15 protein-coding genes are annotated in these 20,982 nt (G+C 44.5%); all 15 read right to left on the minus strand.

The genetic code is table 11. The features are described from left to right. Positions 1-220 precede the first annotated feature (220 nt). Entirely contained in the window at positions 221-1,075 is an 855-nt protein-coding gene (locus MHI27_RS27405; RefSeq protein ID WP_042192048.1) for a carbohydrate ABC transporter permease, read from the minus strand. Then, positions 1,065-2,051, minus strand: coding sequence for a carbohydrate ABC transporter permease (locus tag MHI27_RS27410; RefSeq protein ID WP_042192055.1), 987 nt, complete (start codon positions 2,049-2,051; stop codon positions 1,065-1,067). The genes MHI27_RS27405 and MHI27_RS27410 overlap by 11 nt, the downstream gene beginning before the upstream one ends. A gap of 62 nt (positions 2,052-2,113) precedes the next feature. Beyond that, positions 2,114-3,526 (minus strand): ABC transporter substrate-binding protein, encoded by a 1,413-nt coding sequence (locus tag MHI27_RS27415; protein WP_405175089.1) that lies wholly within the window; start codon positions 3,524-3,526, stop codon positions 2,114-2,116. A gap of 203 nt (positions 3,527-3,729) precedes the next feature. After that, a complete protein-coding gene (locus tag MHI27_RS27420) occupies positions 3,730-4,911 on the minus strand; it encodes an extracellular solute-binding protein (protein ID WP_081383083.1) in 1,182 nt (393 codons plus the stop codon). A 141-nt stretch (positions 4,912-5,052) separates the two neighbouring features. After that, positions 5,053-5,856: a response regulator gene (locus tag MHI27_RS27425; protein ID WP_042192060.1), complete on the minus strand. Its 804-nt coding sequence runs from the start codon at positions 5,854-5,856 to the stop codon at positions 5,053-5,055. Continuing rightward, positions 5,853-7,622, minus strand: coding sequence for a sensor histidine kinase (locus MHI27_RS27430; protein ID WP_188114501.1), 1,770 nt, complete (start codon positions 7,620-7,622; stop codon positions 5,853-5,855). The genes MHI27_RS27425 and MHI27_RS27430 overlap by 4 nt, the downstream gene beginning before the upstream one ends. Positions 7,623-7,906: 284 nt before the next feature. Then, a complete protein-coding gene (locus tag MHI27_RS27435; protein WP_094871735.1) occupies positions 7,907-8,278 on the minus strand; it encodes an iron chaperone in 372 nt (123 codons plus the stop codon). A 137-nt stretch (positions 8,279-8,415) separates the two neighbouring features. Then, positions 8,416-10,248 (minus strand): glutamine--fructose-6-phosphate transaminase (isomerizing), encoded by a 1,833-nt coding sequence (gene glmS, locus MHI27_RS27440; protein ID WP_042192067.1) that lies wholly within the window; start codon positions 10,246-10,248, stop codon positions 8,416-8,418. 633 nt (positions 10,249-10,881) lie between these two features. After that, positions 10,882-12,222, minus strand: a complete 1,341-nt coding sequence (gene glmM / locus MHI27_RS27445) for a phosphoglucosamine mutase (protein ID WP_042192071.1) — start codon at positions 12,220-12,222, stop codon at positions 10,882-10,884. 111 nt (positions 12,223-12,333) lie between these two features. Next, positions 12,334-13,791, minus strand: coding sequence for a YbbR-like domain-containing protein (locus MHI27_RS27450; protein ID WP_149647920.1), 1,458 nt, complete (start codon positions 13,789-13,791; stop codon positions 12,334-12,336). Continuing rightward, positions 13,784-14,614, minus strand: a complete 831-nt coding sequence (cdaA, locus tag MHI27_RS27455) for a diadenylate cyclase CdaA (RefSeq protein WP_042192076.1) — start codon at positions 14,612-14,614, stop codon at positions 13,784-13,786. The genes MHI27_RS27450 and cdaA overlap by 8 nt, the downstream gene beginning before the upstream one ends. Before the next feature lie 218 nt (positions 14,615-14,832). Beyond that, positions 14,833-15,447, minus strand: coding sequence for a zf-HC2 domain-containing protein (locus MHI27_RS27460; protein ID WP_042192079.1), 615 nt, complete (start codon positions 15,445-15,447; stop codon positions 14,833-14,835). A 121-nt stretch (positions 15,448-15,568) separates the two neighbouring features. Beyond that, a complete protein-coding gene (gene sigW / locus MHI27_RS27465) occupies positions 15,569-16,135 on the minus strand; it encodes an RNA polymerase sigma factor SigW (protein WP_042192081.1) in 567 nt (188 codons plus the stop codon). 881 nt (positions 16,136-17,016) lie between these two features. After that, complete coding sequence (gene ppc, locus MHI27_RS27470; RefSeq protein ID WP_076285561.1) at positions 17,017-19,809, minus strand: phosphoenolpyruvate carboxylase; 2,793 nt, start codon at positions 19,807-19,809, stop codon at positions 17,017-17,019. 236 nt (positions 19,810-20,045) lie between these two features. Next, positions 20,046-20,939 carry a LysR family transcriptional regulator gene (locus tag MHI27_RS27475; protein ID WP_042192084.1) on the minus strand — a complete coding sequence of 298 codons (894 nt, stop codon included), beginning with the start codon at positions 20,937-20,939 and terminating at the stop codon, positions 20,046-20,048. Positions 20,940-20,982: the final 43 nt, after the last annotated feature.

Consider the following 20,982-nt stretch of genomic DNA (forward strand, 5'->3'; position numbering starts at 1 on the left):
TATAGGGACGATTCCGTTTCTGCGAGAAATATCAGAACATGAGTAGACATGTGAAACTTATACTTTCTGATATTTCAAAAAAAGGTACACTAAGGCGCTCCTAAAGTATTTTCAGCTAATGTTCTCACACTTCCATAACTATAATTTAGCTAATCAACAGGCCTAGATTGGATTTGATTGGTTCCACTGCGCTACCTTATTCGAAGCCAGCTTACCGGGGTTATTCTTTGACACCGCCAAGCGCTACGCCCGCGATAATGTATCTGGATAACAAGAAGTAAACTATAAACAACGGTAAAGCCGTCAAAGCCAGACCCATATAGATCGAGCCGAACTCCGTTTTGTAGATATCACCTCGGAGCAAGCTTACCATGATTGGCATAGTATATTTCTCCTTCTGTGTCAGCAATATCAGCGGCATGAACAGGTTGTTCCAGTTAGCCACAAAGGCAAAGATGGCTTGTGTTGCTACTGCCGGCATCATCAGCGGTAAGATAATCCGGTTGAAAGTGAAGAATTCACCAGACCCATCTACACGTGCAGCTTCCACGATCTCTATCGACAGAGTTGCGAGCAAGTATTGACGCATGAAAAATACCACCGCAGGTGCAGCAATTGCTGGTAGAATCAGCGGGAGAAAATTGTTGGTCCAATGTAATTTATACATGAACTGATAGAATCCGATTGCGCTTGCTTGGGAAGGAATCATCATCACGCACATGATGAAGGTAAAGAATGGCCCCCGTAGCTTCCAGCTGTAAGTGACGAGCCCATAGGCCGCCAAGGACGAGAAATAGACTGTACAGAGGGTTGCAGAACTGGCAATAATAAATGAATTTAGGAACCCTTGAAGCGGATCGAAGCTCTTATCGAGCAACACTCTCAGGTTGCTCATCATGTGGCTCGAAGGAAGCAGAGAAAGTCCGCTTTGAATTTCCGGTGTAGAGCGTGTGGCATTTACAAACATGATCCAAAACGGCAGGATACTGAGCACCGCCAAAGAGATGCAAACAACATAGATAATTGTCTTGTTGATCTTTCGGTTAACGGTTCCGCTTTTCTGATTATTTGCCATGTGTTACACCTCCCTCACGGGCTGCTATAGCAGCTTTTCTATTCTTTTGTTTTTGTATTTTTTTAAGTCTTGACGCATCACGGTCACGCATCACGTAGAACAGTATTCCGGCCAATATTGCCGAAATCAAGAACATAATCATGCTCGCTGCTGCAGCACGATTGTACATATAGCTGCCCTTGAATGCTTGCCCGTAGATAAACATGGACGTGGTAAGCGTAGAATCGTCCGGCCCGCCTGCAAGGAATAATTGCGGAATATCGAACATGGTCAAACCACCCACCATCGATGTAATCAGTGTGAACAGCAATATCGTACGCAGACTCGGCAGTGTGATGCGGAAAAAGGTTTGAAACCCGTTGGCCCCGTCAATCGATGCAGACTCGAAGAGAGCAGGATTTATACCCATAACGCCAGCAATCAGGACGATCATGGTGTTGCCGTACCACATCCAGAACTGGATGAACGCGACAATGCCCCGTGCTGTCGTCTTATCCTGCAGGAAGAACACCGGAGCGTCGGTCCACCCCAACATTTGAAACAAACTGTTTACAGGACCCATCGGATAGGCGAATAAAGTGCTAAACAACACGGCAATCGTACTCGCTGTGATGATATTAGGCATATAGAGCAGAACCTTGAACAAGCCTTGTCCCTTTATATTGAGACGCTTATTCGTGAACCATGCCGTTAGCAAGAGCGCGAGAAGCATCTGGGGAACGAAGTTAGTAATCCAGAGCAATCCAGTGTTGATCAAAGACTTCCGGAACGAAGGATTATCAAAGAGAAGATCTTTGAAGTTTTGAAAAGGATTATCAAGAATATGGATCGGTTTTGGTATTATTCCTTTCATATCGGTGAATCCAATGACTGCGGTATATAAAATGGGATACAGTGAGAAAATCAGAAATGCCAGGACAAACGGAAAGGTAAAAATATAACCGTATTTCGAATAGTTCACATTTTTGCGGCGCATGCTCTCACCTCTTTAGTTGATATGAAGGGGCGGGATTACTCCCCCGCCCCTCCGAATCCTTCTTATTCGCTTTCAATGCCAAGTTGGTCTTTGACTTGTTGCTTAAAGGTTTCGATCGCTTTGGCACGGTCCTTGTTGCCCGCGGTGTATTCACGCACTTGATCACGCCAGAGCTTGTTGATTGTTTCGTCGTACTGGGTCAAGTTTTTACCTGAAGCGTTTGCATTGGCCGGTACAAACACGTCGAACATGTTCTGACCACCGAGCAGTGGAACTTCACCGTTTGATTTCGACATGACAACGGAGGAAGCAACGCTGTCCTTCGTACCTTGCTCGCCTTCCTTCATCGTACCGTTAGCCCAGTAATATTGGAGTCCCGTTTCGGAGGTGTCGAGTGTAACCCACTTCACAAAGTCTGCAACAGCCTGTTTCTTGGCATCGTCCTTGGTGACGTCTTTGTTGGCAAGCAGCCAAGTGCCACCCCAGAAGAACCCTGTTGGTGGTTCGGAAACCGCCCAGTCGCCATTCGTGTCTTTTACTTGACCGTTCATCACGTAGTTGATGAGCCAAGCAGGACCGAAGAAACCGAAGATTGGTTGGGCTCCAGAGCCTGACATATCGGCGTACCAAGCTTCCGTCCAATCCGTTGTATCGTTGTGGTAGCCATTGTCTTTTAACTTTTTAGAGAGGTCAAGGAACTCTTCCCGCTTCGGATCGATATGAAGCTTGCCATCAACAATCCAACCCTTGTCCGAGCTGTTCTCAATTGGATGCCAGATATCTCCGTCGCCGGAAACGATGCCGTATCCTTTAGCTTTCAGCTTCGCGGCTGCTTCGTAGAATTTATCCCAGCCTGGTCCAATTTCATTTTTAATAGTGGCTGGATCGTCGGTTCCAAAAACATCCTTCGCAATGGAACGGCGATAGATGAAGGCACCGCCAGTCGCTTGATAGCCGAGGGCTTTCAATTTGCCGTCTAGGCTACCGATGTCAACCGAGTATTGAGCGATGCCAGCGTCCTTAACCATTTGGTCGTCAAGGCCCAGGTCAGAATAGTTGGCCGAATAGCTGGATGCATCGCCTTGTGTATACTTGAGCACAAATGCTGATTCAGCTGCAAAAATATCCGGGGCATCTTTTCCACCAGCTGCCAGAGCCTGATCAAGAGCAGGCTGATAAGCACCATCAGTGGTTGCAATAACCGTAGTTTTGAACTCAACATTCGCATCTGGATGAGTTTCCATGTACTTCTTGGTCATATTAGGTATCTCATCTGTAAAGCTCCAGAGATTGATAGTGACTTTCTCACCTGTTCCTTTTGATGGAGCTTCGGTAGCGTTTGCTGCTGGTGCAGTCGTTGGGCTTGAGCTAGATGAATTAGAATTAGAATTCGAGTTCCCACCACATGCTGCGAGAGCAGATGACATCACGAGCAATGTAGAGATCCCCACTAAACTACGTTTCATACTTTTCATATCTTTGCCTCCCCTTTTGTATTATCACTTCGGTTTTATGTAACCGCATACATAATTATAGATCCTACAATCCTTAAGCATAAGGACACCCTCTTTAGGAAAACTTCCACTATTTTTAGATTCAGTTCTATAGAGCGCAAAAAAAGAGACGCCAAGGGATCTATCCCTTGGCGTCTCCATGACTCTGTTTATATTTCTGATCATTACTTATCCGCTTTTAGCGCATCATCCTGTTTCTTGATGAATTCTTCTGGTGTGACGGCTTCACCAAACAATGCCTGAATCTGATTCATGTGTATAGTAGATGCGACTGGCTTCATTTGTGTATCCAGATAAAGAGTTACTTTATTAGCCTTATTTAACTCGTTTAATAGATCAATGAACATTTGCGGTAGCTTGATGGCCGCAGTATCTACTTTGGTAGCCGGAATTACGCCTGCATTGACAACAGAATGCTCTCCCCACTTTTGAACGAAAAAGCTGACGAATTCTTTGGCCTCCAGAGCATGCTTCGAATTTTTGGAAACGAACAATCCAGTGCCCGGACCACCGACCCAATCATCCACGTTGCCTTTGCCGCCTTCAACTGTCGGGAACTTGAAATAACCGATGTTGACTTTAAATTCTTGGGCTATATTTGTAGTGGTCGTGAAATCTGGCAGCTCCCAAGTCCCTGTAACGAACATGGCTGACTTTCCGTTCATGAACTGTACCTTGGCTTCATCATTGGATAATCCGTTGTAGCCTTTGATGAATGTGTTCAGGTTTACCAACTCTTGTACTTGTCTTGCAGCCTCTAGCAAGGAAGGATCTGTGAAGTCCTGATCCGCAACAGCTTTATCCATCAGGTTAGGTCCCCCAATACGATCAGCTAGATACATGTACCAGAAGGAAGCCGGCCAACCGTCCTTGCCTCCAAGAGTAACAGGTGTTATGCCATTGTTGTTCAGTGTTCGAATGATCGCTTTGAGATCATCCAAGGTTTGGGGAGGCTGCAGATTAAATTCTGAAAATATTTCTTTATTATAGTAGACCGGAACTATGTTTAGTTCGACAGGAAGGGCATACGTCTTCCCATCAAAGGAGTACCCCTCCGTCGTACCAGCTACGAATTTTCCTTTCAACTCATCCTGTAAAAGATCGTCCACGGCTGCAAACTTATCTCCCCTAACATAAGGATCCATAAAGCCTGCTGCCCAGGTGAATCCGATGTCCGGTAGATCGTTGGAAGCGGCAAGTACCTTCAGTTTGCTTTTATACTGCTCATTTTCAAGAACTTCTGTCTTGATGGTGATATTCGGATTAGCTTCTTCAAATTCTCTGATGATTTCTTTTACCATTTTGTTTTGCGCGGAGTTATTGCTATCCGGCCATAGATGCATCATTTTTAAAGTGATTTTCTCGCCGTCGCTCTTGCTGTTACTCCCCTTATCCCCATTGCAAGCAGTTGTTATCAACAACAATGTTAAGAAAAGGGTAATGGATAATCCGATCCTCTTCGTAGATATTCCCCCCTTGCCGAGCCGTTATTGGATATTCGCTTCTATACCATTCCTCATGGAAGAACGATACTGCCCTGGACTCATTCTTTCGTATTCCTTGAACAGCTTGTTGAAATATTTAACCGTCTGGTAACCCGTAAGGCTGGCAATTTCCGCTATAGGCAGATTCGTTTTCAGCAGTAATTCCTTCGCTTTCTGCAATTTTCTACGGGCGACGTATTCGCTGAAATTCATCTGGCATTGCTCCTTGAAAAGAGAACTGAAATAGCTCCCGTTCAGATGAACAAGTCCGGCTACTTCCTGCAGGCTGATCGCCTCTTCTATATGCATTTCCACATAGTCTATCGCCTGACGGACCGGATCACTTAATGCGGCATCTTCATCTCTTATGGCCATTAATTGTGGATCAGCCATCTTCCGCATGAAGCCGATATGTTCCTGCTCCTCCCCTGCCTTCAGGGCATTCTCCACAGATGCGATTAGCTTTTCCCGGCTGGCTGGCTTGAGCAAATATTCAACTACGGACAACTGAATCGCTTGCTGAGCATACTCGAACTCGGCATGACCGGAGATGAGAATAACGGATGGCTGACGCTGTATTTTTTTATCCCTTATTTGGCTAACTAAAGAAAGACCACTGATTCCCGGCATGCGGATATCCGATATCATGAGCTCCACCGGTATTTCCTCCAGAATTTCAATAGCCGAGATCCCATTGCTTGCCGTAAGGATTTCATAATGACCGGCTGCCCACACCTCTAGTATTTTCTTCATTCCTTCTCTAGATCTCGGTTCATCGTCGACAATAAGAATCGTTCGGCTTCTCATGGCATTTTGTCTCCTCGAACAGGAATTTTGATGTTTATACGGGTGCCTTGACCTTTTTGGCTATCGATGGTCATTGCCGCACCCTGCTCATTCTCTCTCGAAAAAAATAGTTGAAGCCTTCTATGCACATTAGCGATTCCGACGCCGGAATCTTTTGAAGAAGATACCTTTCCGCTATCCAGCCCTTCCACAAGAGAGCGCAGCATCTCCTCGTCCATACCCATCCCGTCATCTTCCACCGTAATGGTGACCCATTCTTCATCTCCAGCAACCGTTAGCTTTATCCATCCCGGTTCAATCTTGCTCTCGACCCCATGCAATACGGCATTCTCTACAAGGGGCTGCAGCAACAGTCGGGGTAACTCCACATTCGAAAATTCAGGAGGAGCCTCAATTTCCCACTCCAAGCGATCTTCAAATCGCATCTTCATAATAAGCAAATATCGCTTTACATGCTCCAGCTCATCCTGTAACTTCACCCATCCCCCTTTACTCGAGCCGGTGATCGTATAGCGGAATAAATCAGACATGGCGACAACATACTCCGCCAGTTGATCTTCATCCCTATCCAGCAGCGACCAGTACAGAACATCTAGGGTATTAAACAAAAAATGCGGATTAATTTGCGCTTGAAGTGCCTTCAACTCCGTATGACTCCGGGATAACTCCTTCTCATAAACCAACTGGATCAGCTCGTTGATATTATCAACCATTTTGTTATAGGAATAATTCAGTTCCTGAATTTCCATAGTGGACGATACATTCTCGATAGGCTTCAGGATGCCTAGACGGGTACTTCTCATAGCTTTGATCAACCTGAACACAGGTCTGGTAATAAGTATAGATAGGAAAAAAGAAAGCAGGGTGAACAGTAAGGTACCCATCAAAGCCGATACGACAATGGTCGTCCGCAAGACCGAAATCCCCTTGGTGATGACGTTAACCGGGGTTAAGATGAGTAGCGTCCATCCTGTCACGGAAGACCGCTGTTTGACAACGATAAAGGACCGTTTGCCGATGGAAACATTCTGATCGTCGGATTCCTCCACCAGCTTTGCTGCTGTCTTTTGTGAAATACTGTCATCGTTAGACGTGATGAACTGCCCATCAGGAGCGAGAAGTAATACTGTTTCTCCGTCCCCTTCCCCGGATAAAGAGTCTTTAAGTGCAAACTTATCTCGGTCTGAGCGAATGAGTAAATACCCTCCAGTTGTGAAATGCCGATCAATAAGGCTGATCTGTCGAATCGCCACAAGCGATGTAGGATCGAGCGGATCAATACCGAACCAAACGAGACTGCCTTCCTTTCTCGTCGCCATTTCGATCCAATCCTCGGGTACCTTATCTCTAAGGGTACTGCCGTCGAGAGGATACAGCCTCACTCCGTCTTTATTATAAAGCTCAACAGATTTGATGCCGTCCGTGTAGATTTGTACCAGATTGATAATAGATGGCAGCGCTTGCCGTTCCGTAAAGGTAGCGGGATGACCCTCTATATCGCGTAAAAGGAGTTGCTGAATATAATCGTTAGTCGAGACCAGCGTCGTCAGAGAATTAATCTGTTCGAGAACGCTTTCCAAACGGCCGTTAGCCTGAATCGCGGTTTGCTGAATATGCTTCTCCGCATTGTTCTTGAGTAGCGTCGAGACTGAATGGAACGTAATCCCTCCAACGAACGTCAGAATGATGAGCATGACGGCGAGAAAACCGAGCAACATTTGATTTCGCAGCGTATTTAACTTTAACATCGACAGTATCCGCCGCATGCAGTCTCTTCCTCTCTTTGTCATGTGAGCATGAGATGATCGCCCCTATCCGTAAAAAAGTAAGGGCTTTCAACCTTTTCAGTCATTATATTAGCATGTTTGCTAATGATCCGCTAAGAAAGAATTATGGATTCGACAAAAAGAACTAATATTTTCGCCCCCAATACCGACAGGCGAGGTCATTAGCTCCATTTCTAGCAACCTTTTATGTAGGAGTGTCTTACTCCTAATTAAAAAAATCCCGATGATGTATTCATCATCGAGGCTAACTACTGCTTCATTTTTTATTTTCGCCAAAAAGTTGAACAATCTGCCTTGTCCATAATGTTAAACTCGATCATTTTCTCAAGTAATGAGAAATCAACCGGACTATCCCATCGGATCCGTAACAACTGCTTGGTGTGATCATAGCCTGCCTGTACAATTTCATCTGAGAAATGATTAATTCCTGCGATTTCAGGCGCAACAGCCATATGTTGTTTGGATACGCTAAAGCCAATAATATAGGTGTCGTGATCAGTGAACATAGGCTGATTCCACGCAATTTTTGGTTTTAAATCTGTGAATTTCTTAGTTACCCAAGCCAACACCTCTTCCATTCGCTCCCGATGCTGCGGGTTATCAATTTGCGCTAAATAGTCTGCAAAAACCTCCATGTCGATCACTCCTAACCTCAGAATCGCCTTTTGTTCAGGCGTAGTTACAAAAAAACACCCCGTTAGATTATCATATCTAACGAGGTGATAGGGTGCAACTTTTTATAACGGTACTATTGTGTGGGAAAGGTTACACCCTACTCCACAGTAACACTCTTCGCCAAATTACGTGGTTTATCCACATCATGACCTAGCGCAAGAGAAGCATAATAAGACAATAATTGCAGAGGTACTACGGACAACGCTGCTGTCAGCATTGGCAATGTCTTAGGAATAACAAACACTTGATCCACTGATCTAAGCAGGTCAGTCAAATGCTCTTGGTGAGTGATCGCAAGCACGTCTGCGCCGCGAGCTTTCACCTCTTTGATGTTGCTGACGGTCTTCTCAAGCACAGCTTCCTGAGTTGCCAGGGCAATAACCGGAACGCCTTCCTCAATCAGAGCCAACGTACCGTGTTTCAATTCACCTGCAGCATAAGCTTCGGAGTGAATATAAGAAATTTCTTTTAGCTTCAAGGAACCTTCTTGAGCAACAGCATAATCTACGCCGCGGCCGATGAAGAACAGGTTCTTGTGCTCAGAAATTTGTTCTGCATAACCTTTGATCGCTTCTTTTTGAGCTAGGATCTCTTCCACTTGTTCTGGTAGAGCTTGCATAGCTGCTAGTATCTTAGCCACTTGTGCTTCGGTTTGTGTACCGCGAACTTCAGCCAAGTAAAGAGCAAACAATCCGAAAGCGACCAATTGTGAAGTGTAGGCTTTGGTCGAGGCTACTGCAATTTCTGGACCTGCCAAGGTTACCAACACATCATTCGCTTCGCGAGCAATAGAGCTGCCCACTACGTTTGTGATTGCCAGAACATGTGCACCGTTAGCTTGCGCTTCACGAAGAGCTGCCAAAGTATCTGCAGTCTCACCGGATTGGCTGACAACGATAACCAAAGTTTCCGGGGTCACGATTGGTGAACGGTAACGATATTCCGAAGCAATGTCATTCTCTACTGGAATACGAACCAAAGATTCGATCATAGTACGTCCTACCACACCAGCGTTGTATGCCGTTCCGCAAGCAACAACTTGGATGTTACGGATGTTCTTGATTTGTTCTTCTGTGATGTTCAACTCTGGCAAAACAACCTTGTTGCCTTCAGCATTAATACGACCACGCATAGTGTCGCGGTAAGCCTTAGGCTGCTCGTGAATTTCTTTCAACATGAAATGCTCGTAGCCGCCTTTTTCTGCGGTAACTGCATCCCAATCGACAGTAATCATTTCCCGAGAAATAAAGTTTCCTTCAATCGTCATCAGTTCGACAGCATCTCTTGTCAAGACTGCCATTTCGCCGTCGTTCAAAATATATACGTTACGGGTATATTCAAGCAGTGCAGGAATATCTGACCCGATAAAGTTTTCTCCTTCGCCAAGACCGATAATGAGCGGGCTTGCTTGACGCACAGCCACCAATTTATCTGGTTCATATTCAGTCAGGACGCCTAATGCAAAAGCACCGCGCATGAAGGTAATCGCTTTTTGCACAGCTTTCACGATATCTCCATCATATTCGCGAGCAATCAGGTGTGAAATAACTTCTGTATCTGTTTCGGAGACAAAGTGGCATCCGCCAGCGATCAGCTCTTCTTTCAGATCCAGATAGTTTTCGACAATACCGTTATGAACGACCGAGAATTTCATGCTGTTATCCGTATGTGGATGGGAGTTCTCATCGGATGGTTTACCGTGAGTTGCCCAGCGTGTGTGTCCGATACCTGCGCTACCTGCCAGTGGGCTGCCTTCCAGCTTCGACTGCAAATTCGCCAAACGGCCTTGTGCTTTCACTACTTGCAGTCCTTCCCCAGTGAATACAGCAATACCAGCAGAATCATATCCCCGATACTCCAGCTTCTTCAAACCTTCAACCAAGATCCCCTGCGAATTCTGATTACCAATATATCCTACAATACCACACATTATTATTTCCCCCGTCCGAGTTATCGTAATGTGGCGGCATAAGGAAAGAAACGTGCCGTGCGGCATGTTTTTGAGAAAAAGCAAATATTCTGTTGTATTTTTGGATCAACAAAATAAACTGTCACTTACATCTTATGTTCATGAAATGCACAGCCTTCTTCTCTGCCGTGGCAGAACCAACGTGTTTCTTTACGATGCGCGCACACATGAATTTTATATTTCTTATGCACCCATGAAAACGTTGTGTGAAAGGTCGCCCTTCCATTTTCCGTCTCCATTTACGGCTCTGGTGCATCACCGGGAGGTCCCCGCCGAACATTTCGAACACCTCCACCTCGTCAGCTTACGTCTGCCGTGATCCGTTCAAGCCCTTGTCTACATAACTATGTAGCAGCTTTCCCTTCTCCCCCGCGCTCGACCAAGCTCTGGCGCTTGCTATTGCAAACCTCACAATCCCCGCTTTCCTTCTAGAATGACACTTAATCTATTATATGCACCTTACATTACTTTGGCAATGCTGCACCAACCTAAATTTCACAAATCCCTGTTCAGACGATCCATCCAAAAATAATAAACACCGGTGTAACGAGTCCGAATGGCTCTCTACACCGGCTATATAGGTATGGTAATGAATTATACCAATTCGCGTTGAACAACTTCTACAATTTGATTCACATAAAGATCTAGATCTGCCTTATCAGGGCCTTCTGCCATGACACGGATTAGAGACTCCGTACCGGACGGACGTACAAGCACACGTCCATTGTCGCCCAGCTTGCCTTCTACTTCAGCGATAGCTGCTTCGATAGCCTGGTTGTTAGGATAATTGGTCTTATCCTGTACACGAACATTGACCAGCACCTGCGGGTATTTCGTCATCATGCTCTTAACCTCGCTAAGCTGCTTACCGGAAGCTTTAAGCGTATCTACCAGCTGGATAGCCGTCAGAATACCATCACCTGTTGTATTATAATCAAGGAAGATAACATGTCCAGACTGTTCTCCACCTAGATTAAAACCACCACGTCGCATTTCTTCCATCACATACCGGTCGCCTACAGCTGTTTTAGCAGTGTTCAGGGATAATTTCTCGGTAGCTTTGTAGAATCCGATATTACTCATAACCGTTGATACAATCGTGCTATCTTTCAGCTTACCAGCACGGTTCATTGCATCCCCACAAATACAGAGAATAAAGTCTCCGTCAACTTCATCGCCTTTATTATCGATCGCAATCAATCGGTCAGCATCTCCGTCAAAAGCAAGTCCCAAATCCGCTCCATGACGTAATACTTCCTCACGCAAAGTCTCTGGATGTGTTGAACCAAATCCAGCATTAATATTCAATCCATCAGGCTCAGCACCAATAGAAATAACCTCAGCGCCTAGCTCTCTGAACAATCTTGGTGCAAGTTCATACGCTGCGCCGTGAGCACAGTCGAGTACAACCTTAATTCCCTTGAAATCTTGAGAAATGGTTGTCTTCAAATACTCCAGATAGAGGTACTTGGCGTCATTATCAACCGTAACCATACCTAAACCAGAGCCGATAGGACGAGGCAATTCATCAACTTCAGCATCCATTAGTTCTTCAATACGCAGCTCAGTTTCATCCGTAAGCTTGAAACCATCTCCGCCAAAGAACTTAATGCCATTATCTTCAACCGGATTATGTGATGCCGAAATCATGACCCCTGCATCTGCCTTTAATAATCTCGTAATATAAGCAACAGCAGGTGTACTCACTACACCTATACGGATTACATCTGCCCCAATAGACAGCAAACCAGCAATAAGAGCCGATTCCAGCAAAGGTCCGGAAATACGTGTATCCATCCCAATGACAACCTTTGGTTTATGCACATTACCCGCTAGTACATATCCTCCACAGCGACCAATGCTATAAGCCATTTCTGCAGTTAATTCACGGTTTGCTACTCCCCGCACACCGTCAGTTCCAAAATACTTCCCCATTATTTTTCTCCTTTGAATACGCTACATTAGCTTAATGTTCTATCCTATGATTTGAATACTATTTTGGTGTACCTTTGGGACATATCCTAAAAGACGTATTTCAATAAAAGGTTACGTGCCCCCTGTACCTACAGGATTCTCGGAATTCGTACTTGTGTTAGCTGTGCCATTATTCTCTGGACTGCTATCCGTGGGGACAGGCGTCGCTGTAGCTCCAACTTCTCCGCTATGTGTAGGCTTCTCAGTGGCCTCCTCATCGCCTATAACAGGTTCAGAGCTTGGCTCAGGAGTAGTTACACTACCCGTGTCTGGATGAGGCGTAGGCACCGGCGTTGCAGGTGACAGCAACTGTACAGTTACCGTAAGAGGCACACTTGAATTAGCCAGTGCGATGAATTTAGGCAGTGATACCCGTAAAGAAACCTCGTGAGTCCCGGCAGTCAGGCCAGTCACATCAGCCACAACACCTATATCGTCTTTATTTAGTTGATTTAGCAAAGTAGGTGCACCTGTTAAGGTAAGGGCTATATCCTTGCTTGTTGGATTAACAATACTTCCTTCAAACTCATCACCGACACCCTGTAACTTGATGGGTACCGCTTCAACCGTCCGTTCAGCAATTTCTGAGATCGTTAATGAAACATTCACGGTTTCAGGCATTACTTTCTCAGTTCCTGCCGGAGGTTTCAGTTCTACCTTCAGCTGCTTCGTTCCTGCAGAATCTATAGCGCTAAGATCGACACTTGCTTCATAGGTAGATAATGCAGCTAATGCATTGGCTTGGCCATATACCACGACTGATTCCAGCTCAGGTGTCACATTTGATAAGACGAGAGAACCCGGAAGTTGTCCGGTAAAGCCGATATCCAGCGGTAAGCTCTTAAAAGGCAAGGTAATTGGCAACTCCACCGAAACGGTAGCCGGCTCAATGACGGCATCCTTTACTTCTTTTCCTTCATTATCATAAGCATGCAGCTTCAATTTCTTCTCTTTAAAGGTTTCGTTCTCGCCATTTAGCTCAATGGTGCCTTGTACCTTCACCACTTTGCTTAACTCATTATCTGGCAGCGTAACCTCAACAGTATCCGTAGGCTGCAAGACTGGGGTACCTAATTGATACCCTGCTGCTGGTTCTCCCTTGGTAACCAATGTTATGGGAAAAGACTTTGTATTTCGCAGCTCTACATGTACATTGACCTCTTTAGGAGTCATTCTGACAAGAGTTACACCTCTAGGTAATGAATATGAGAGTGGCAACGTATTATCTCCAGGCTCAACCTTACTTAAATCAAGGGTCACTTTATAGTCGTCCGAGAACTGAAAAGAGATATCCGAGTTCTTCCCCTTAACCTCCATACTCACACTATCTACATCCTTGTATTCCAGTACAAATTTATCTTTATCTAGACCGATCTCTTCGATCTTTACATTCTCAATAATCTTCGATTTAGTATCGACCGTGGTCTGTCCAACAGGCGCAGTGTCGATACGAACCATAGTAAACAGTATGATCCCAAATGCAAGGGCTAGAATCTTATTGAAATTGTTATTGTTCATCCACTTATCCATGATTTTTGTCCCCCTTCCGTTTCCAGAAAGTTGAACCTTTCTCCTTCAGCGATGAACTTACACTCAGCTCTTGATGGAGCTTCGAAATCATTGATTCTTCCTTAATGTCCCTTACAATTTGACCATTGATGGCCAGAGAAATCTGTCCTGTCTCCTCCGAGACAATGACAGACACCGAGTCCGCAACCTCACTAATCCCGATAGCCGCGCGATGTCTTGTCCCCAGTTCCTTGCTAATAAAAGGGTTCTCGGACAAAGGTAAATAACATGCAGCCGCGGCGATCTGATTCCCTTGCATAATAAGGGCTCCGTCATGCAGAGGGGTGTTAGGTATAAAGATGTTAATCAGCAACTCAGAGCTGACTAAAGAACGCATGGCGATACCCGATTCCGTATATTCATTAAGGCCTGTCTCTCGCTCGAATACGATTAATGCCCCTATTTTTCTATGTGATAAATAATTTACGGCTTTAATCACTTCGCCAATTAATTTACTGAGTTCTTCATCACTTTCCCCAGCCCGTCCGAAAAATTTACCTCGTCCAAGCTGCTCCAGTCCCCTTCGTAGTTCCGGCTGAAAGATGATAAAGACCGCCAGCACCCCGAATGTAAACATTTGATTCATTAGCCATTTGAGCGTATAGAGGTCTAGCATGGTACTTACAGCCCAAATCAAAACCAGGACCAGAATCCCCTTCAGCAGCTGAATCGCTCGAGTTCCGCGGACCATATTAAGCACTTTATAAATAATGTAGCTGACGATCAGTATATCAATAATATCTTTAATGGAATCTTTCCATGTTAAGTCTGTAAAATAACTCATTGCCTAAAACCCCCGTCATTTCATATTAGCTGGGTTTATGTAAAATGTCTGTTAGATCTGTATCAATATCTAGGTTATAACGTTCGGGCTCCAGTTGCAAGTTTAGCCACTCACCCATTTTCTAATTTTTCTAAATTTAGGCAACAAAAAAGCGCCATCTTTCCGGAAAAAGAGGCGCAAAATAATATTCCAGCTCAAGGTAACCACTGTCGCTTTCTTTAACGGTAGGCAACTTCAGAGAACATGTTCGTCACTTTATACCAGAGCCAACTTACCGCTTGGTCTATGCTTTTGACTTGCCCAGAAATATGAGCTGTTGAAGCCTGATACAGAGAACCGTCAATGACTGTTACGTTGCCGTTCACTTCCCCATATACCTGTGCTTTACCATTCTCTATGGTAAGGTCACCGGTAATAATCTTGCCGGAAGGTACGATTACAGTATCCCCTTTGATAACCACTTGATCCAGATCTGCACCTCTAACTACAAGTTGTCTATCTGGACTCCAAAAAGTTACGGAACTCATCAGCATTACGACAAGAAACAGAGATGCCGCTGTAAGTGCAGGGTGTCTCTTGATCCAGGTAACAAAAGCATTTTCTTTCTTGGTCTTTGGCAATGAACTCATTATCCGGCTCACAAGATCATCTGAGGCAACAGGATTCTGATGCATTAGGGAGAACATCAACATATCTGTCTGTTCTAATTCTTTAAACTTTGCACGGCAATCTGGACAGGATAGAAGATGCTCCTTCAACTCCCTCTGCTGCTGATCGGGCAAGTCGTCATCCAAGTAGTCGTGCATCATAGAGACGGCCAGTTTGCATTCCATAGGAGCCAATCCTTTCATGAGTGCTATTTAATTATCCTAAGACAAAGGGTCAGGACACATAAGACTTGCTTAACTTACATACGTCGCTCTCCCAAAGATGTTTCATAAAAAAAATCTATTTTTACATTTTCGGGCCTAATTTTTTACGTAAAAATTCACGACCTCGGTGTACACGCGTCTTAATCGTGGTTACAGGCATGTCGAGCACGTCACTTATTTCCTGAAGCGACAAATCCTGCAGGTATCTAAGAATCATCACAGACCTGTATTTCACAGGCAGACTGTCAATGGCCTCATAGATTAGCCCCTGCGTCTCAGAGAGCAGTAATTCGGTCTCAGGTGTTACATTATCACTTGGAATCAACGAATAGCCGTCAAGGCCCTCCTGATCGTTCATATCTGCATCGAGCGAATAGGTTGGTTTCCGTTTGCGTAATCTATCAATACAGAGGTTCGTTCCAATCCGATAAATCCAGGTAGAGAACTTCTGTTTATCATCATACCGATCCAAGTTTCTATACACACGCAAAAAGGTCTCCTGAACAATATCCTCCGCCTCATGGCGATTGTTCAGCATCCGGTACGCCAAATGATATATTTTGTCTTTATATAGTTCCACAAGCTCGGCAAATGCCCTTTGGTCGCCTTTTAAGGCGAGCTTTGTCAATCTGCCTTCCAAATTCTCCACCTGTTAACTCCCCCAGACTTGCCGCCCTTGGTATTTATTTTCAAATATCCACGGTACAAGCAATTAAATCGTAATTCAAGTTTGTGTAAAAATCAAGGATTGTATTGTAACCTTCTCTGTAAACTGAGTTAAAAACTGGACAACTTGGTATAGGTGATTAAGTGCAGCTTCGAGAAATATTTGGACTTCCGGTCGCTGTTATTGTCAGATTTCCTGATTTAAAACCGCTACTTGCGGTAGAAATCTGACAATAAAGGCGATCGCTAACGCTCCTACAGTTCCAAACATTCTCTACGCTACTCCATCACCTGAATAATAAGTGCCACACTATTTACCTTCGCTTACATCTCGGTTACTTGGGTAGGGCCTGAAAGATCAATATTGGGCAAAGCACCACAATATTTTTCAGGACAAAAGAATCACTTGGCAGCACAATATTTAGTTTATGAGCAAAGTAGCTCGTATTAAGCAACAAAATCATCCCGTCGGTTGAATAGGCTTCTGTTAGTTTAAATTTGTCGCATATGGATTAGAGATTGTTATACTTTCCGCAGGGTTTTCAGTGATTTGGCGAGTAAGAACTCCAGTGTAGGTTTAGGGTTTCATTTTGATGGAACAAGTTATAGGGAAAACCTCCCTATAAATTAGGTCACAGCTGTTTTATGACCAAGTTATAAGGAATTTCTCCCTGTATATTGGCCAAATTCAATTAATTACACCAAGTTCAGCTGATATAAAGGGAACAATTCCCTATATTTTATCGAAATGACCTTAAAATACCGATTTACGGGTAATAATTCCCTTTAATTCAGCATTTTGACCCTGAAGCAGCACAAAAAGTCCGCCCCGATAAAGGGCGGACTTTTTGTGTTAAGACTATATCAGCCGGTATTCCGAAGACCAGCGGCAATGCCATTGATGGTAAGCAATACTTCGCGAAGCAATTCGCTATCGTCTCCGTCAACTTCACGGAGCGCTCTAAGCTCAGATAGCAATTGAACCTGCAGGTAGCTAAGTGGATCAACGTAAGGATTGCGGAGTCTGATCGACTCCTGAATCACAGGGACGTTATCCAAGATATCCTGCTGGCCAGTAATCTTCAGGATCAACTCAGAGGTCAGTTTGAATTCATCTTCAATCTGTCCGAAGATCCGTTGACGTGCTTCCTCGTTCTTGCCCATGCTGGCGTATTCCTTAGCAATGATCAGGTCCGCTTTTGAAATAGCCATTTGCAGCGTATCTATCAGTGTAGTAAAGAATGAGAAGTTCTCATACATATGCTGCATTATCTTCAGATTCTCTTCCTTACCCTCATAGAAACTCTGCAGTCCGGTTCCAGCAGCATACCACGCTGGAAGCAAATAACGGCTTTGTGTCCACGCAAATACCCACGGAATTGCACGCAAGTCTTCAAACCGGTCACTGTTCTTCCGTTTGGAAGGGCGTGAACCAATATTAAGCTCTCCAACCTCAGGCAGAGGTGTAGATTCTTTGAAATAAGTCAGGAAGTCCGGATCACGGAATATCAAATCCTGATATTTGTGAAGCGAAACTTCAGAGATACGGGCAACAATCTCTTCCCACTTCTCTTCATATAAATCCGCTTGTGGAATTCTCGCATTGATCGCTGCAGTCACAAGCGCAGATGTCGCTTGCTCTAGACTGCGGTAAGCAATCCCTTGCATCGAATAACGGGAGGAGATAACTTCTCCCTGCTCGGTGATCTTAATGCCGCCGCCAATCGTCGAGGCTGGCTGAGCCAGAATGCTGCGGTTAAGCGGCATGCCGCCACGACCGAGCGCTCCACCACGACCGTGGAAGAACTTCAGCTTGATTCCGAACTTATCGGCTGTAGCTGTAATCTCTTTCAGAGCAACACGCAGTTCATAGTTAGCGGTAACCACGCCGCCATCTTTGTTACTATCTGAATATCCAAGCATGATTTCCTGCAAATCATTCATTGCTCTTACTGCATCGCGGTAGATAGGCATGCTGAGCAATCTATTCATAATTTGTGGTGCTTCATGCAAATCATCAATCGTTTCAAAAAGTGGCACAGCTTGCAGCGTACATACGACTGTACCGTCATTATCTTTGCGGAATAGTCCTACCTCTTTGGAGAAGACCATAACCTCCAGAATATCGCTTGCCGCTTCTGCCATACTGATCAAATAACTAGTGATACATTGTTTGCCGTACTCTTCTTGCGAAGCAAAGATCGTCCGGTACACTGCAAGACATTCCTCTGTACCCTCACTATACGTCTGATAAGAAGAAGTGATTGGACGTGGATCATTCAACAGCTTCTCCAGTAGCTCAATCTTCTCATCTTCAGACAGTTTGGAGTAATCCGGCGTAATGTTCATTTTCGCCAAAATTTCAGTCATAGCATTCTCATGTTCTTGACTGTGCTGACGCACATCAAGTGTCGCCGTATGGAAACCGAACAGCTCCACTTGGCGGATCAATTTCTTAATATAAGTGTCGGCCACATAATCGGCATAGTGATGCCGTAAGCTGCGGTCAATCACGTTCAAATCATCGATAAACTCTTCAGGTGTAGAATAACGCTCAAGAGTATCTTTTTTCTCATCATCCAGAACATTTTGTGTCTTGGAGATCATATAGCTAAGCTTAATACGGTAAGGTTCATTATCATTGCGCCATTCTTCCATCTTGCCAAGATTAATGATCTCACGATCAGCTTCAATGGATTCTACTAGCTCAGGCGTCACCTTAACAATACTTGTGCTAAAGCTTAGATATTTCATGAGTTCACGCATAATCCGTTGATATTCCCGAATCGCCAGCTTACGCTGCATGCGCAAGGTCTGTGAAGTAACTGTAGAAGTTACCGAAGGGTTACCGTCACGGTCTCCACCAATCCATGAGCCAAAACGCAAGTAGGTTGGTACATGCCAATTCTGCCCTGGGTAGTATTTACTGAGACAACGTTCAAGTTCTTGATAAACATCGGGCAATACATGGAAGATCGTCTCATGGAAATAGTACATCCCATTACGTACTTCATCGAGTACGGTAGGCTTACGGTCACGCAGTTCATCCGTTTGCCATAGCGTAATCACTTCATTTAATAGCTTCTCACGGAGCTGTTCACGCTCCCGGAAGGTTAAGGTAGGGTTATCCAGACCCATAACATCATCAGATATCCGCTTATGAATATCGAGAATAGCACGGCGCATAGCTTCCGTTGGATGTGCCGTCATTACAAGTTCCAGAGATAATCCTGCAATAATCTCGTTAACTTCCTCATGAGAGAAATCACGTTCACGAAGCTCTTTAATCGCGCTTTCTATAGAACCGGGTTGGACTGTCTCCCCAGCTGAACGTTCATAGTCACGTTTGCGGCGAATCCGATGGTTCTGTTCGGCAATATTCACGAGCTGAAAATAAATAGCGAACGCTCTTATTACCTGATGACGGTTCTCTGGATCCAAAGAATTGATTAACTCCTTAAATTCACTGTGCAGTTCAGGTAAAAATAGTGAGCGCAGCGATTTACTGGTTTCGCGAATTTTCTCCACGATCTCTAGTAGTTCGTTACCGCCTTGGTGAACCAAGACCTCTCCTAAAATGTTCCCCAAGAACCGTACGTCCCGTCGCAGCAGATTGTTAGAGTTGCTTTTGCTGACGGTAGTCGTAAGTTCGGTCATGCTGCTCCCCCCATTCTCTTCCGGATCAATGTGTTAATTATTGTCTGTCTAAAAATCGCCTATTAAAGGTTTCCTCATATCATACAATAAAACTGCGTGAAAATCTCCAACTATTTTGCGCTGTAAAGCGACACAGCATCTAAGATTATACACCAATTTCTCAATTTATACAGTCCTTATATTTTATGTATTCTTTCTTATATATAATGGCTCTAGCATACCTTCATTATGTGTATTTAAATACGGAGCGTTCGAATCTGATCGATGAACAGGCCAATAAGAGGAGAATAATGACGATCGCGGTTATACGAATAATAAATATGTCTTTGAAAATTATAATCTGGAATGGTGCGCATTAGCAATCTTCCTCTGGCTACCTCATCCTCCACAGCAAGACGCGATATAAACGAAACGTACTTTCCACTCATAAGCGATTGCTTTATGGCCTCCAGTGAATCCAGTAGAATATAGGTCCTCGGTTCATTCCCCTCACGCTCAAACCATTTATCCGTCAGTTGGCGTGTACTCGACTCCTTGTCATGTAATATAAAACTTGCTGAAGCAATCATAGCCGGGTTTAGATTAGAAAATGAGGCAAATTCATGAGATGGCGAAAAAACAAGCACGAGCTCGTCCTCACACAAGGCTTGAGTATGCAGATCTGGTAGATAAAAAGATTCTGTAGACAAAATACCAAGGTCAATCTCATGGCTAGCCAGCATTTCTTTGATTACAGGGGAAGGCTTAACCGATAAAGAGATCGTAATCCCCGGATGTTGTTCTCCAAACAGCCCCAATATTTTCGGAAGAATATAAGTAGCTGGAACGTAACTGGCACCAATCTTAAGCGTTCCTCGCCCCGCCTGACTGAACTCTTTTACAACCCGCTCCGCTTCTGCAGCTAGTGCATTGATTTTAGTCGCATAATGAAGAAACGCTTTTCCACTCTCCGTAAGAATCATTTTATCCATTCTGGATTCAAATAACTTCTCCCCCAATTGCTGCTCTAAATTCTTCAAATGGTACGTAACGGTGGGCTGCTTCAGTCCGAGTTTATCGGCTACTGTAGTTATTTTCTTATGTTTATTTAACAGTTCTACGATTTCCAGCTTGATTAAATTAAGGTTCATTATCATCCACTCCTCGCCTATTCACTAAACGGTAACATAGAAG

Origin of the sequence: Paenibacillus sp. FSL H8-0261 (genome assembly GCF_045040645.1) — a bacterium.
Classification (GTDB): domain Bacteria; phylum Bacillota; class Bacilli; order Paenibacillales; family Paenibacillaceae; genus Paenibacillus_AQ.

Bases quoted from the DNA above. Each gene is read 5' to 3' on its own strand.
- glmS (WP_042192067.1), bottom strand. From the start codon at position 10,248: ATGTGTGGTATTGTAGGATATATTGGTAATCAGAATTCGCAGGGGATC.
- MHI27_RS27435 (WP_094871735.1), bottom strand. From the start codon at position 8,278: ATGGAGGTTTTTGCAGACTATTTAGCGCAAATTGATAACCCGCAGCAT.
- ppc (WP_076285561.1), bottom strand. From the start codon at position 19,809: ATGACCGAACTTACGACTACCGTCAGCAAAAGCAACTCTAACAATCTG.
- MHI27_RS27405 (WP_042192048.1), bottom strand. From the start codon at position 1,075: ATGGCAAATAATCAGAAAAGCGGAACCGTTAACCGAAAGATCAACAAG.
- MHI27_RS27450 (WP_149647920.1), bottom strand. From the start codon at position 13,791: ATGGATAAGTGGATGAACAATAACAATTTCAATAAGATTCTAGCCCTT.
- MHI27_RS27430 (WP_188114501.1), bottom strand. From the start codon at position 7,622: ATGCGGCGGATACTGTCGATGTTAAAGTTAAATACGCTGCGAAATCAA.
- MHI27_RS27410 (WP_042192055.1), bottom strand. From the start codon at position 2,051: ATGCGCCGCAAAAATGTGAACTATTCGAAATACGGTTATATTTTTACC.
- glmM (WP_042192071.1), bottom strand. From the start codon at position 12,222: ATGGGGAAGTATTTTGGAACTGACGGTGTGCGGGGAGTAGCAAACCGT.
- MHI27_RS27460 (WP_042192079.1), bottom strand. From the start codon at position 15,447: ATGGAATGCAAACTGGCCGTCTCTATGATGCACGACTACTTGGATGAC.
- MHI27_RS27425 (WP_042192060.1), bottom strand. From the start codon at position 5,856: ATGAGAAGCCGAACGATTCTTATTGTCGACGATGAACCGAGATCTAGA.
- MHI27_RS27420 (WP_081383083.1), bottom strand. From the start codon at position 4,911: ATGATGCATCTATGGCCGGATAGCAATAACTCCGCGCAAAACAAAATG.
- cdaA (WP_042192076.1), bottom strand. From the start codon at position 14,614: ATGAGTTATTTTACAGACTTAACATGGAAAGATTCCATTAAAGATATT.
- MHI27_RS27415 (WP_405175089.1), bottom strand. From the start codon at position 3,526: ATGAAAAGTATGAAACGTAGTTTAGTGGGGATCTCTACATTGCTCGTG.
- MHI27_RS27475 (WP_042192084.1), bottom strand. From the start codon at position 20,939: ATGAACCTTAATTTAATCAAGCTGGAAATCGTAGAACTGTTAAATAAA.